The organism is Pseudoalteromonas apostichopi, from assembly GCF_030297135.1.
In the GTDB taxonomy this organism is placed as follows: Bacteria; Pseudomonadota; Gammaproteobacteria; order Enterobacterales; family Alteromonadaceae; genus Pseudoalteromonas; species Pseudoalteromonas apostichopi.
Genome location: NZ_AP028065.1, coordinates 824,591 through 838,844, shown reverse-complemented (window position 1 = coordinate 838,844; position 14,254 = coordinate 824,591). Strand labels below are relative to the sequence as shown.

The following is a 14,254-nucleotide window of genomic DNA, read 5'->3' as shown; positions in this document are numbered from 1 at the left end:
ATGAAAATTAAAGCTGTTCGCTTTGCAAAGCTCAAAGTGCCGTTAGTTACCCCATTTAAAACAGCACTGAGAGAAGTGAGTTTTATCGAAGACTTAGTGGTTTTAATCGACACTGAATGTGGTCAAACTGGCTATGGCTCAGCGGCCTCAACACCGGTTATCACTGGTGATACCCATCAAGGGATGATAGCGGTCATTAAGCAGTTTATTGCGCCTAAGTTGGTGGGGCAAGAAATTGAAAACATCAACCAGCTCACTCAAATTATTCAATCAACCGTGGTTGGCAACAGTAGCGCAAAAGCCGCCCTAGAGCTGGCTGTGTACGACTTGTGGGGTAAGCTCTATCAAGCACCTTTATATAAGTTACTTGGCGGCGGTAAGTCAGAACTTAAAACGGATATTACCATTAGCGTCGATAACATAGATAAAATGCTCAGTGACTGTCAGCTAGCCGTTGAGCAGGGCTTTGACGTATTAAAAATAAAAATTGGCAATAACCTTAATCAAGATATTGAACGTGTCAAAGCAATCCACGCGGGCTTTGCTGCTAAGGCGCAATTACGTTTAGATGTAAACCAAGGTTGGAATGCCAAACAAACTGTGTTTGCATTACAACAACTTGAGCAAGCTGGCGTGGTGTTAGAGTTAGTTGAGCAACCAGTAAAAAGCAGTGACTTTCAAGGTCTCAAATATATTACTGAGCGGGTGAATACACCGATTATGGCTGATGAAAGCGCCTTTTCACCTAAGCAAGTAATCCAGCTTTTAGAGTTGGGAGCGGTTGATATTATCAACATCAAGTTAATGAAAACGGGCGGTTTAAGCCGGGCAATTGAGATTGCTAACATCACAGCCCAATATCAAGCTGAATGTATGATTGGTTGTATGCTAGAGGGCAGTATTGCTGTCGCAGGGGCTGCGCATTTAGCTTCTGCCAAAGCACAACAAATCAGTAAAATTGACCTAGATGGTCCAGCTCTTGGTCAGTATGACCCTGTACAAGGTGGGGTTGAGTTTATCGGCCCTCAAATAAGCTTATCAGATAAACCAGGTCTTGGTATTGAATCAATAAAAGGGCTTGAACTAATAACAAACGGAGTATGGCCAGCATGAAAAAACTAGTTAGTCTTATTGCAGCTATGAGTTTAACGGCTTGTGCAAGCAAAGAGTCACCTAAACCTGTTATTGATAACAGTCATCAGCAACTCGTGGTGGTGGTCGCTAATGACAGTGATGCTATTGATGCCACGCTGTATCGCTTTGAAAAAGACGCCGGTAAATGGCAACAACAAGGCGAACAACATGCGGTAGTACTTGGTCGTACCGGTCTTGCTTGGGGAGTGGGGCTGCACCCTGCACAACCAGGTCAGCAAAAACAAGAAGGGGATGGTAAAGCGCCTGCTGGTATTTTTGAGCTAGGTACTGCATTTGGGTATTTAGATTCATTACAAACGAACCTAAGTTATCAAGCAATGACTGCAAACGATTACTGCATTGATGTGAAAGGCTCGCCTTTTTACAATCAACTGGTCGACAAAACACAAGTAGGCGAAGACGCAGTAAAAGACTCTTCAGAATGGATGCGCCGTGATATATACAGCCAAGATAATTTGTATAAAAAAGGCATTGTTGTTAAGCATAATCCAAGCAATATCAATGGCGCGGGTAGTTGTATCTTTATGCATTTATGGCGTGCGCCTAGCAAGCCTACAGCTGGTTGTACAGCAATGACAGAACGCAATATGGACGCTTTGCTTGCTTGGTTAGATGAACGTAAAAAGCCTTTATTAGTTAGCTTGACCAAGGCGCAATATCAACAAAAGCAAAGTCAGTGGCAATTACCTAACTTAGCTGAATAAAAATAATAAAATAAAAGTATTTTAATTCTGTCATAATGATGGAATAATATATTCCATTGAGGTTTGGGTTAGGATAATAAATGAGTGCAAATTACGCTTTACTTGATTGGCTAGTATTCGCAAGTTACGGTGCAATTTTATTGCTAAGTGGCTGGTGGTTTAATCGCAAACGCGCTAACTCAAGCCAAGATTTTTTTCTAGGCGGAAATAGTATGCCAACTTGGATGGTGGCTATTTCTGTTTTAGCTACCTCACAATCTGCAGCAACCTTTATCGGTGGGCCAGATCAAGGCTATCAAGGTGACTTTTCCTACATAGCCACTAATATCGGTGCGTTTATTGCCGCCTTTGTCGTATCGGCATTTTTAATTCCAAAGTTCTATCAGCAAAAAGTATTTACGGTTTATGAGCTACTAGAAAAACGCATCGGTCCAAAGGCAAAGCGTCGCAGTGGCTTGATGTATTTATTTGGCCGTGTGTTTGCCAGTGGTGCGCGTTTGTACATGGCGGCCATTGCCGTGGCGATGATTTTATACGGAAATATAGATGCAGACAGTGTGGTTATAGCTACTCTGGTGTTAGCACTTGCTGGCTTGCTTTATACCTTTTTGGGGGGGATTCGCAGTGTTATTTACTCAGACGTGTTGCAAAGTATTGTTTACGTGAGTGCTGCTATAGCGGTCATATGGAGCTTACTTGCCGTTATTCCTGCTGATTTTTCGACTATTATCGCAACACTCAATGAGCCAAGCCCAGGTGCAGATTCTAAACTAGCACTGTTTAAATTTGATTTAGATTTTGGCCCGTCTGGGGTGTTTAACATGGCCTCTGTTTTAACAGGTTTTGTACTTTTAAACATCGCTGCATTTGGTTTAGACCAAGATATGACGCAGCGTTTATTAACCTGTAAAAGCCCTAAAGAAGGCAGTAAGGCGTTATTACTATCTGTAGTGATGGTGATTCCCGTTATGGCTATTTTTATCTTTATAGGTTTTCTGCTTTATATTGTTTATCAGCAACCAGCATTGATGAACAGCGAGGCAGGCCAAGCCGTTGTACAAGAGTTTAATGGCGAAAAAATCACAATCTTTATGTACTACGTATTGAACGAAGTACCAGCAGGAGTTAAAGGTTTGGTGAGCGTTGGTATTATTGCTGCCGCTATTTCTACGTTGAACTCAGGGCTTAGTTCGATGTCTTCAGTCATCGTACAAGATATCTATCGTCCGTATTTAGAAAAACATAATAAACAAGTTAGTGATCATCACTTTGTCAAAGCAGGTCGTGTCGGTATGGCAGTGGTGAGCCTTGCCTTAGCGCTAATGGCTATTCTTTGTTATTTCTGGCAGCAATACAGTGATATGCCATTATTAAAATTTGCTTTAAGTGTGATGGTGTTCTCGTACAGTGGCTTGTTAGGTGTGTACTTTACGACGTTGTTCACCAAACGTGGCAGTGAAAGCTCAGTGTTAGCTGCGCTGATAGCAGGTTTTATGGTGACCTTATTAATGCAGCCATACATGATTGACTGGTTACTACCTGAGACAATGCGTTTTTACCTAGGATTTACTTGGCAACTGTGTATAGGCACTTTGCTTGCGACACTTGTGTGTTGCTTTGGTAAATCATCGAACGAGAAGAGTGCATAAATGGCAGTTCGCTATATTCTAGCCATTGATGGTGGCGGCACTAAAGTGTTAGCTGAGCTTAAGGAGCTGGCAAGTGATGCTGTTTTTCATGCTCAGGCCGGTTCGGCGTCAATTTCGAATGATCTTGATTTAGCGTTAGAAAATATTGTTAAAGTGACCCGCGATGTATGCCAGCAAAGTGGCGCAGAGCCAAGTGAAATCGTCACCGTTATGGGAGTGGCTGGTGGCTCATCGGTAAGCCTTGCTGAGCAATTAAAAGTGATGCTTAAACTGGTGTACGAAATTGAATTTGCCAGTTTGCAAATCACCAGTGATGCAATTACTTCATTATATGGTGCAAACCTTGGCGAGCCATGTGTAGTTATTGCACTTGGCACAGGTGCTGTCGGAGCAAGATTAAATGCTCAAAAGCAAACAAAGTTGGTTAGTGGCTGGGGCTTTACTGTTGATGATTTTGGCGGTGGTGCCCGTATAGGTCTTATGGCTGTGCAGCAATTATTAAACGATATAGATATTTATGATTTACCAAAAAGCCGATTAACGATTCGTTTGAGTGAGCAGCTAGGATGCACTCGACAAGCAATTAGTAGTTGGCTTAAACAAGCAAAACCTGCGGACTATGCAGCATTTAGTCCTTTAGTGTTTAGCTTGAAAAATGACTGTAAAGCGGCAAATAGTGTATTAACAGAGCACACTCAATCGGTAGTTCAGTTAATTAATAAAAGCCGAGGAAACTCACTATTACCAGTGATTTTAATTGGTGGTTTGGCGAAAGTTAGCCAACCATTATTGCCACTTGCTTTACAAAACGAATTATCTCCTTGCAAGGGAGATTCATTAACTGGTGCTGCGATTTTAGCAGCAGAGCATTACCATGACATTATTGAAAAAGGACAACCCAATGAGCCCTGAGCACGTATTTAAGCAACAGCGTGAGTTACTCGAAGAGTTAAACGGCATTGTCTCCGAAGGACAAAACCCAGACACTTTGGATATCGATCTGCTCAGCTCCACTGAGATCCTCACTAAAATCAATAATGAAGATCACAAAGTGGCTGAGGCGGTTAAATTAGTTATCCCGCAAATTAGTGAAGCGGTAGACCACGTAGTCGAAGCCTTTCAAAATGGTGGTAGGTTGATTTACATTGGGGCAGGCACTAGTGGTCGTTTAGGGATTTTGGATGCGGTTGAATGTGCTCCTACCTATAGCGTGAGCGATCAGCAAGTGTTGGGTATTATTGCTGGTGGTGACACTGCTGTTAAGAAGGCTGTTGAAGGTGCTGAAGATAGTACGACACTTGCCGTTGAAGACTTAAAAAATGTTAATTTAAATAGTAAAGACGTGGTGGTTGGCATTGCTGCCAGTGGCCGTACTCCTTATGTTTGCTCGGCAATTGAATACGCTAAATCACTCGGTTGTGTGACTGTGGGTGTCACATGTAATCCAAATTCAGCGGTGATGCTTTTACCTCAAATCGGCATTTGTCCTGTTGTTGGAGCTGAAGCCGTAACTGGCTCAACACGAATGAAATCGGGCACTGCGCAGAAACTCGTACTTAATATGCTAAGTACAGCTAGCATGATCCGCACTGGCAAGGTGTATAAAAACCTGATGGTTGATGTGAATGCTAGTAATGAAAAACTATATGCTCGTGCTATTCGTATTGTTATGCAAGCAACAGACTGTACTCAGCAGCAAGCTGTTGATGCATTAAAGCAAGCAGATCAAAGTGCTAAACTTGCTATTTTAATTGTGCTAACAGGAAAACCTGCGCCTGAAGCAAAACAGTTACTTTCAAAAGCCGGCGGCTTTTTACGTAAGGCGGTTGAAGAATAATGCGTTTTTTAGCTGTTTTACTCGTTAGTTGTTTCGCGCTTTTAGGTTGCCAAGAAACGCCTGTACAAGCACCTGAGAAAACCCAGCCTTTGCAAGTAGGGGCTGCTAATTTTCAAGCCTACGTTCCAGCACTAAAAGGTAAACGTGTCGGGTTAGTGGTTAATCAAACATCAGTCGTTAATGGTCAACATTTGGTTGATGCATTACTAGATAAAGGCGTTGTCGTTAGCAAAATATTTGCCCCTGAGCATGGCTTTCGCGGCGATCATGACGCTGGAGCTCATGTTAAAAGCACAGTAGATGCTAAAACTGGCATCGATGTTGTGTCGATTTATGGCAGTAACAAAAAACCAAGCCCTGAGATGCTTGCAGATTTAGATGTCATTATTTTTGATATTCAAGATGTCGGTGTGCGTTTTTACACTTACATCAGCTCAATGCACTACGTGATGGAAGCCGCTGCTGAAAATAGTAAAGAGGTTGTGGTACTAGACAGACCAAACCCGAATATTGCCTATGTTGATGGACCTATCCTTGACCCACAATTTCGTTCGTTTGTTGGCATGCACGAAATTCCTGTTTTGCACGGTATGACAGTGGCGGAACTTGCTCAAATGATCAAAGGTGAAGGCTGGATAAATGATGCTAATAAGCTTGAACTAAGCGTTGTGCCCGTTGCGAATTATGACCGTACTATGGCTTATGAGCTACCAATAAAGCCTAGCCCTAACTTACCGAATGCACAGTCAATTGCGCTTTATCCATCACTATGTTTCTTTGAAGCAACACCCGTGACTATTGGTCGTGGCACTGACTTTCCGTTCCAAGTGGTGGGCTATTCACCAGTAAAATTGGGTGAATTTAGTTTCACGCCAAGGGCGATTAAAGGCGCTTCAATGAACCCTAAATTCAAAGGAGTTGAAGTATTTGGTCAAGACTTACGAGATGCTGATATTCATGGCTTAGATTTAAGTGTGTTTATTTCGGCATACCAACAGCTGAGCGCGAATGATCAAGAATTTTTTGAACGCGCTGACTTTATGGACAAACTTGCAGGTACTGATAAATTGCGTTTAGCCATTGAAGCAGGCCAAACTGAGCAGCAAATAAAGCAAAGCTGGCAAGCCGATTTAAGTGCTTTTAAACGCAAGCGAGCCCCATATTTGCTGTATCAATAATAGCTAGATAACTAGATAAAAAAGAACGAGGCGCTTGCCTCGTTTTTTAATATCTCTAAAAATTAATTGTGGTATATTCAGGAACTTGTTTTCATACCAGTTTGCTTAATTCAATTATGTATTATTACGAGTTGGTATCATTAAGGATATACCATGAAAGCTTATTTAAGCATTGCCGTACTTGCTTTACTAGCTGGCTGCTCACAACTCCCTAACACTTCAAAAAGTAACTCAACCGATGTACTCGACCTTCGTGATGATAAAAATGCAGCAGAGCAGTTGTGGACACTTAAAAATGCAACAAAGCCTAACTACCCAAAAGCAGCTTTAATATCTAAGCAGACGGGCTGTGCTCGCTTTGTAATTACCATTGATAATCAGGGTAATACCACCGATATTCGTTTTGTGGAGAGCTTCCCAGAAGGGCTGTTTGTCGATGTGTCACGAGAGTCGCTTAAAAATTGGCAATGGCAGGCAAGTACAAGTAACAACGAGTCGCGAGCGATTATTCGAACTGTGCAGCTCGACTACTTTATGAAAGAAGCGACTAATTTAGCTGCGGCAAAAGCATTTTGTACAATTTAAGCTTTTGGCTTTTACTTTTTTCAGGCATAAAAAAGGGCCGCAATAGCGGCCCCAACAGGATAAATTAACTTAGAACTTGAAGTTAAACGACAGCTGCACGCGACGTGGGCTGTAGTAGTTACGATATTCACCAAAGTTTTCTGACGAGACATATGGGTTATTGTTGTAACCTGTTTGACGGTCAAATACATTGAAAATATCAGCACGGAATTGTAGTTCCATATCACCTGAGAACTTAAAGTCTTGGGTGTAGTTTAAGTCAAGTTGCCAATGGCTTGGACTACGACGACTGCCTGCAGGCTCGCTGTAACGCGTTGTGCCACTTGAGTAACCGTAGATTGAACCATCCCATGCTTCCCAAGGTTTACCCGACTGGAATACAAAGTATGCACCAATGTTTGCATCCCATGGCACTGTATAGTAACCATAGACTTTTACTTTATGCGGTTTATCACCTGATAATGTGCCGTATTTGTAATCCCAAGGGTAACGACCACGGCCATCACCATAGTTTGATGAACCAATGAAGGTATTCGCATCTGTTGTTGCTGTGGTGTTATCTTGGTCGAAGTTACCGTAGTAATGACTCCAAACATAAGAAGCATTGATATAGCTGTTTTCACCTAGGTATTCAGCTTCGATGCTTGCTTCCCAATATTTAGTCTCGCCACCATCTACTTCGGCAATAACATAAGATGAACCACCAATTTCATCGCGGATTTCAGCGAGGTTATCGACATAAAGGCCTTTGTCTGCAATATGTTGTGGTACGCCATCAGCATCAACGCCAGAGTAGTCAGTTAAGCGGGCATTGTTTGGCATATCTTCCCAGAAATGCGATGCCTTACGGTGACGAACATGAGCACGTAATACTAAATCAGAGCCCACATATTTAGTAGTACCAAGCGTAAACTCTTTGATTTGACGAGGTTTTAAGTTATCAGCAAATACTTTACCAGATGAACCTTGACGCGGCTCTGCATAAATTACGTTGCCGTCTGCATCAAATTCAACTTCGATTTCGGCACGGGTATTACGGTCCCAAGAGGCGGCACGTGCAAGTGAGCTTGCTTCTGGGTTATACATTGAGAAGTTAGCAAATATAGCGTCTTGATCTGCATAGTTCCAATTCACACCTAAACGCGGTTGGATCATATCTGACCAATCTGTTTGGTACATTTTGTATTTTTCGCCTGGGGCTAACTCATAACCAGAGAGGGTACCAGATGCCGATTTAAGGCCTTGGCCATACCAAGTATCGCGGCTCACTAACACACCCACATTGTAAGTCCAATCACCTACTTCAATGGTGTCGTTGATTTCGAAGTTAAGGGTTTCCATTTCTGAGTTAATAGCAGAAACGGCATCACCACCTGCTACTAAGCTCATTTGTTGCACGCGAGCACGGTAAATAACCGGCGCAGAGCTGCCTTCTTCTAAGCTTTCATCTAGGCCGCCAACATAAGAGATGCTACCCCAACCATTTGAAAGACGAGACAGTACTTCTTTACCTTCTTTCCACTCGCCACCTAAATGTAATGTATGGTAGCTATCGCCCCAAGTAAATTCATGTTCTAGATTTAACTCAAAACTATCACGGTAGAAGTCGATATTATCGTATCGGTAATACGCACCAACACCGCCGCCGCCTCGCATTTGACCATCTTCGGTATAACCGTATTGTGCAATTAGTGGTGCTGCGCCTGCATTATATGCAGCAATTTGTTCCGCAGTGTAGTTATCATCAGCATCTAATAAGCTAGGGACACTGAAGTAACCCATTTCAGTTAGATTATTTAAGTCAAGCTGGCTCGTTAATGAAGGTACTACTGATAATTCAGTATCTGGCTTACCTGCTGTTTCTATCTCTAATTTACTGTATTGGAATGAAAGAGTTGTTGCATCGCCTAAAATCCACGAACCATCTAAAGTAAAGATATCTTGGTTGGCTTCATCACCAGCAGATACACTGTCAGTTTCGTAAGCGCCAATTGAACGGCCTTCAATGGTTTTTTCTGAGGTACGCTGTGAAATATTAAGTAAAATATCGTCAGTAGGTGCCCAAGTTAATTTACCAAAATACTCATCACGAACACTTTTAAAGTCTTTTACAGCACCATAGGCAGTATCTTTATTGGTACGCTTTTCTTCTGGGCGGTAATAAGAAGTATAAAAATACAAGGTATCTTCAATGAGTGGGCCGCCTAAACTTGCTGTTAACCAGCTTTTATCAAGCTCATAGCTTTCCTGGCCTGTTGGTGTTGCCACTAAACTCTTAGGTTGAACTTTGTATTCAACATTGCCGTGGAATTCGTCAGTACCTGATTTTGATACGGTGTTAATTGAGAAACCACCTGAGCGGTTAAAGCCAACGGCTTTTGCACCACCGCGGTCCATAGTAACGTAAGCAACGTCATGGGTTGATGGCTCAGATGCTAAGTTACCAAACATTGGGAGTGAAACATCTACGCCGTCAAAGCCGTAAGAGTTATCAACACCCGAACCACCTGCTGATGGACCAAGCGTTGCATTTTCTGATAGCTCAACACCCGGAACAAGTTTTAGTAGGTCACGGTAATCTTGACCAACTGGCACGCTGTTGATTGCTTCTTCGCCTAATGAGTTAGTCAGTGCAGACTTACCTTGGCGGAATAATTTACTGCCAGTAACTGTAATGACTTCAACGTTTTCGTTAGCACCGCCCATAGTGACATTTAAGCTTGATGTTTGCTCAAGTAAAACGTCGACAGTCATGGTTTGAGTTACACCGTTTTTATCAGTGAAAGTCAGTTCATAAGTACCTGGTTTTAATTGCGGTAAGTCGTAGCTGCCATCTTCTCGCGTAACGACTGTACGTGGTTTTGGCATCACATTACTTTTTGCTGTAACTGTGATCCCCGCCAGTGACTGCTGCGCTTTAGGTGATGATACTTTACCTTTGATCCCGCCGGTTAGATTTGCAAAGGCTGGCGCGCTGGCTAGAGCTGCGGCCATAACAACACCGGTGAAGGCTGTTTTCTTTGCGCGAAGTGCATTGCTTGTCGCTTTTGCTATATAGCTCATTGCGAGTGTGGATGCATGTTGTTTCATTGTTTCCCGTCCTTATATTTATATGCTTTGCTGGACTACTTACCCAATTGAGACTTATGAACTTTAAAATTATGTTGCCCACATATTAAACAGGTGTTATCTAAGTTGGTCAAGAATATTTTTTCATTTAAAGGTTGGTTTTTAGGAATAAAATATATAACCGATTTTAGGTAAAGCTCAGTAATGACTGGCTTTAGCAGGGTGCTAATTTATTCTTAGTACAATTTTGTAAGAAATTATGACTTCTTAGTCAGTGGCTTAACAGAAGCATTATATGGGGTGAAGGCAGTATTGAGTCGTTAATTTAAGGTAAAATTCAGGCACTAAAAAAGCAGCCAGAGCTGCTTATTTGTGTTCTTATCGTAGAAAATAAGAAATTAGTTATTCTTAAATTCCCCAACAACTTCATTAGAATGTTCTAGTAACTTGCGACCTTGGCGGCTCGATTGCGTTAGGGCGATAAACAAAATGTCGATTACAAAATCTTGTGCCGTACGCGCTAAAATTGATGATAAACGCACAGATTCGCCTTCAGCAACCGAATAAAGCTTTACATCTGCTGAGTCGGCTACAAGGCTACTACCAAATTTTGTGACTGAGATCACCGAGCTTGAATTTTTCTTGGCTTGCTTTACAACTTCGGCAATTTCGCGAGTCATACCTGATTCACTTATCGCAATGACCAAATCACCTTTTGAAAACGTCGCCACATACGCAAGTTGTGCGTGCCCATCCGGCTCCGCAATTGCTGGCATACCGAGTTTTTGTAATTTATAAGAAAAATCTTTTGCAACCAGAGCCGAGCCACCTAAACCACAAATTAGAATGCGTTTTGCAGATTTTAATAGCTCTACTGCTTTTTCGACTGCCGGCGCTTCGTTTAGGTTCTTGGTTTCGGTTAATACCGCCAGTTTACTGCTTAATAGTTTTTCGGCGATTTGCTCTAGCGAGTCATTAAGGGTGATTTTACCATGTAGCTTAGGTTCGCTGCTTTCATCATTAAGGGCATCAATTACCGCAAGCTTAAAAGCAGGAAAGCCTTTATAACCTAATTTTTGTGAAAACTTCACCACACTTGATTGGCTTACACCAACCACTTTTGCTAGTTCAACCGATGATAAATTACGAATAGCATTCGCTGAATTTAACGTAAAGTCAGCAAGCTTGGCTTCGCTGCTCGATAGAGATTGACGTAAGGCTTTTATTTTTACAAAAGTAGACATAGGGCTCACTTTGTTTGCTTAACTTAGTCAAAACGCAAAGCAATGGTTCAATTATAAACACAGGGCTTGGGCGCATTGTTTGCTTAACATGACGACTTATTTTTGTTTTAGCTAACCTAAGTTTGGAATATTTTTCTTAATTTAGATGGAATAATATAGTTTTATTCCATAATAGATACAACACTAATTATTGAGATAGCTCTATTTTTAGTAGCTTATCGATAATATATGCTTTTTATTCTTTATTTGTGAAATAAAATATTTTACATGTTAAGTAGGTGTTGCTACTGTATTGCTGAAAATCGTCAACGCTTAAATCATCAGGTATGAATCTGTTATGAGTTTTACCCCTTTGAAAACATTTCTTAAACAGCTGTGTTATCTCAGTAGTGCGGCATTATTAGTAAGCTGTGCCAGTAATCCATATACCTACACACAGTCAGCTAATTATAGCCACCGTGTTAAGTTTTTAGTAATGCATTACACCGCAATTGATTACGAAAAATCAATGCACGCTTTAGTCGATGAAGGGGGCTTGAGCTCTCATTATTTATTACCTGAGTCAGGCGATCCAAGTTATCCAAAAGACGATTTAGAAATTATTCAGCTCGTTGATGAAAAAGACAGAGCATGGCACGCCGGACGCAGTTTTTGGCAAGGCCGAGAAGATTTAAATGACCATTCAATTGGTATTGAAATAGTGAATGTACCAACGTGTCATATTCCTGAGCAAACTAAGCTTGCGATGGAAAATGACGCTAGTAAGTTATGTATTTTTCCAGACTATGACGCCAAGCAAATAGAGCTATTAATAAAGTTAAGTAAAGATATTCTTGCTCGTAACCCTGATATTGGCCCAACTCAAGTTATTGGCCATTCTGATATAGCCCCAAGCCGTAAGAACGACCCTGGTCCGCGCTTTCCTTGGTATCAACTATATAAAGCGGGTATCGGTGCGTGGTACGACAGCGACACCCTTGATAAATATTGGCAAGTATTTAGTGCATCAAAACCATCAGTTGAGTTGATGCAAAAAGCGCTGCGCAGCTACGGCTATGAGGTGATTGCAACGGGGCAGCTTGATTCGCAAACGCTAGATGCTTTAAGTGCTTTTCAAATGCACTTTTTGCCTTGGCATGTAAGCGGTAATAATGATGCAAGAAGTGCTGCAGTGTTATTTGCTTTATTAGATAAATACTTTCCTAAAAAGCTTGAGCGATTATTCCAAGAATACCAGCAACAACAGCAAGCGGTTGAGCCAGAGCCAAAAACACTTTCTAATGCACAAGTAATCGCGCGAATTCCTGCGCTTGATCCGAGTAGTCGCGCGCTTGTTAATGACAGAGGTACATTTACAGCTTATAAAGGTCGCGGGGAGATCATCATTGAAAATCAGGATGCAACCAGTGCTGACATTTTTATAAATGGCGAAAAAATTAATATAGCATCGCCATTAACAGCTGAAAAAATATATCAATACAGTTTAGCTAAGCGTACCCATAATGGCATTAACACTTATAAAGTAGAGAATGTATTGCCTGAGGGGGCAAGCTTAACCTTACGTTTTCCCTATCCAAAGCTGGACAAAAGCAGCACACAAAAACGCTTTACTGCCGTTGATGAATTAATAAATCAAGAGATTAAAGAGGGCTTTCCGGGCGCTGTACTTGCCGTTGTTAAAGATGGCAAACTGATTAAATTAAGCCATTATGGTGTGGCTAAGAAGTATCATGCTGATGGCAGTGAGCTTAACAGCCCACAAGCCATGCAAAACGATACCTTGTTTGATATAGCTTCAAACTCAAAAATGTTTGCCACTAACTTTGCACTCATGAAGCTTGCCAGCGAAGGTAAACTAGACGTAGAGAAACCTTTATTTTATTACCTGCCAGAATTTAGAGGCAGCGGGCGTGAGCAGCGCTTAGTAAAAGACTTACTCACCCACAGTGCGGGTTATCCTGCGGTGGTTGATTTTCATCGCAAAGATAATAAATTTGGTGAGCGCTTTTTTTCGCAAAACAGCCTGCGTACTAAAAACCTGCTATTAACTGGCGTCCCTTTCGTCGCTGGCCGTAACGTAAAACACTTATATTCTGATATCGATTATATGTTGCTAGGTGTACTGGTTGAACGCATTAGTGGTATGGCGCTCGATACTTATGTTGAAAGCCAAATTTATCAGCCGCTTGGTTTAACGCATACAGTTTATAACCCGCTGCAAAAAGGTTTTCTAGCCTCACAAATTGCCGCCACTGAGATTAATGGTAACACCCGAGGTGGACGCATCGAGTTTGAAAATATTCGTACCGATGTACTACAAGGTGAAGTACATGACGAAAAAGCGTTTTATGCCTTGGGTGGCGTAGCAGGACATGCAGGGCTTTTTAGTACCGCCAGTGACTTGTCAGTGTTAATGCAAGTACTACTTAATGGTGGCGGCTACGATAACAAGCAGATTTTTACACCGCAAGTACTCGAACAATTTACAAAGCCAGAGGCGAGTGATGAGACCTATGGCTTAGGGTGGCGACGAGCTGGGCATCAAGCGCGTAAATGGCATTTTGGCCCTTATGCCAGCCCGCGAGCTTTTGGTCATACAGGCTGGACTGGCACTGTAACCGTAATAGATCCCGAGTATGACCTTGCCATCGTACTACTAACTAATGCTCGTCATACACCTATTGAAGGTTCGCAAGAAAATTACGAGTTTGTTGGCAAACGTTTCGAAACGGGTAAGTATGGCTCTATTATCTCACTGATTTATGAGAGTATATTAAATCACTAGTCGAATTAAGTTGAGTTTAGTGGCAAAGCCATTAAGCTTAGCGAGTTT

The 14,254-nt window shown here is 41.8% G+C and carries 10 protein-coding genes; 8 read left to right on the top strand and 2 right to left on the bottom strand.

Annotated features, from left to right (window positions below; translation table 11 throughout):
- From QUE86_RS03740 to QUE86_RS03710, 7 genes are all read left to right on the top strand, one after another.
- Entirely contained in the window at positions 1–1,113 is a 1,113-nt protein-coding gene (locus tag QUE86_RS03740) for a dipeptide epimerase (RefSeq protein ID WP_130050798.1), read from the top strand.
- Positions 1,110–1,859 (top strand): L,D-transpeptidase family protein, encoded by a 750-nt coding sequence (locus tag QUE86_RS03735; RefSeq protein ID WP_256854179.1) that lies wholly within the window; start codon positions 1,110–1,112, stop codon positions 1,857–1,859. Before QUE86_RS03740 ends, QUE86_RS03735 begins: the two co-directional genes overlap by 4 nt.
- Positions 1,860–1,939: 80 nt before the next feature.
- Positions 1,940–3,508: a sodium:solute symporter gene (locus QUE86_RS03730; RefSeq protein ID WP_286259287.1), complete on the top strand. Its 1,569-nt coding sequence runs from the start codon at positions 1,940–1,942 to the stop codon at positions 3,506–3,508.
- Complete coding sequence (locus QUE86_RS03725) at positions 3,509–4,420, top strand: glucosamine kinase nucleotide-binding domain-containing protein (protein ID WP_167659079.1); 912 nt, start codon at positions 3,509–3,511, stop codon at positions 4,418–4,420.
- Positions 4,410–5,345: an N-acetylmuramic acid 6-phosphate etherase gene (murQ, locus tag QUE86_RS03720; protein ID WP_130050802.1), complete on the top strand. Its 936-nt coding sequence runs from the start codon at positions 4,410–4,412 to the stop codon at positions 5,343–5,345. The genes QUE86_RS03725 and murQ overlap by 11 nt, the downstream gene beginning before the upstream one ends.
- Positions 5,345–6,523 (top strand): exo-beta-N-acetylmuramidase NamZ family protein, encoded by a 1,179-nt coding sequence (locus QUE86_RS03715; RefSeq protein ID WP_286259283.1) that lies wholly within the window; start codon positions 5,345–5,347, stop codon positions 6,521–6,523. Before murQ ends, QUE86_RS03715 begins: the two co-directional genes overlap by 1 nt.
- 153 nt (positions 6,524–6,676) lie before the next feature.
- Positions 6,677–7,108, top strand: a complete 432-nt coding sequence (locus tag QUE86_RS03710) for an energy transducer TonB (protein WP_130050804.1) — start codon at positions 6,677–6,679, stop codon at positions 7,106–7,108.
- Between the two features lie 69 nt (positions 7,109–7,177).
- Here the strand turns inward: QUE86_RS03710 and QUE86_RS03705 are convergent, their stop codons facing one another.
- Together QUE86_RS03705 and QUE86_RS03700 are read right to left on the bottom strand one after the other, a co-directional pair.
- Positions 7,178–10,198 carry a carboxypeptidase regulatory-like domain-containing protein gene (locus tag QUE86_RS03705; protein ID WP_286259281.1) on the bottom strand — a complete coding sequence of 1,007 codons (3,021 nt, stop codon included), beginning with the start codon at positions 10,196–10,198 and terminating at the stop codon, positions 7,178–7,180.
- Positions 10,199–10,575: 377 nt separating this feature from the next.
- On the bottom strand, positions 10,576–11,421 hold the full coding sequence (locus tag QUE86_RS03700) for a MurR/RpiR family transcriptional regulator (RefSeq protein ID WP_054560797.1): 846 nt from the start codon (positions 11,419–11,421) through the stop codon (positions 10,576–10,578).
- A 337-nt stretch (positions 11,422–11,758) separates the two neighbouring features.
- Between QUE86_RS03700 and pbp4b the strand changes: the two genes are divergently transcribed.
- Complete coding sequence (pbp4b, locus tag QUE86_RS03695; protein ID WP_130050806.1) at positions 11,759–14,206, top strand: penicillin binding protein PBP4B; 2,448 nt, start codon at positions 11,759–11,761, stop codon at positions 14,204–14,206.
- The last annotated feature ends 48 nt before the right edge of the window (positions 14,207–14,254 follow it).

What these genes read in the sequence shown, in the direction of transcription:
- QUE86_RS03725 (WP_167659079.1), top strand. Translation starts at nt 3,509, where the DNA reads ATGGCAGTTCGCTATATTCTAGCCATTGATGGTGGCGGCACTAAAGTG.
- QUE86_RS03730 (WP_286259287.1), top strand. Translation starts at nt 1,940, where the DNA reads ATGAGTGCAAATTACGCTTTACTTGATTGGCTAGTATTCGCAAGTTAC.
- QUE86_RS03715 (WP_286259283.1), top strand. Translation starts at nt 5,345, where the DNA reads ATGCGTTTTTTAGCTGTTTTACTCGTTAGTTGTTTCGCGCTTTTAGGT.
- murQ (WP_130050802.1), top strand. Translation starts at nt 4,410, where the DNA reads ATGAGCCCTGAGCACGTATTTAAGCAACAGCGTGAGTTACTCGAAGAG.
- QUE86_RS03705 (WP_286259281.1), bottom strand. Translation starts at nt 10,198, where the DNA reads ATGAAACAACATGCATCCACACTCGCAATGAGCTATATAGCAAAAGCG.
- QUE86_RS03740 (WP_130050798.1), top strand. Translation starts at nt 1, where the DNA reads ATGAAAATTAAAGCTGTTCGCTTTGCAAAGCTCAAAGTGCCGTTAGTT.
- QUE86_RS03700 (WP_054560797.1), bottom strand. Translation starts at nt 11,421, where the DNA reads ATGTCTACTTTTGTAAAAATAAAAGCCTTACGTCAATCTCTATCGAGC.
- QUE86_RS03735 (WP_256854179.1), top strand. Translation starts at nt 1,110, where the DNA reads ATGAAAAAACTAGTTAGTCTTATTGCAGCTATGAGTTTAACGGCTTGT.
- QUE86_RS03710 (WP_130050804.1), top strand. Translation starts at nt 6,677, where the DNA reads ATGAAAGCTTATTTAAGCATTGCCGTACTTGCTTTACTAGCTGGCTGC.
- pbp4b (WP_130050806.1), top strand. Translation starts at nt 11,759, where the DNA reads ATGAGTTTTACCCCTTTGAAAACATTTCTTAAACAGCTGTGTTATCTC.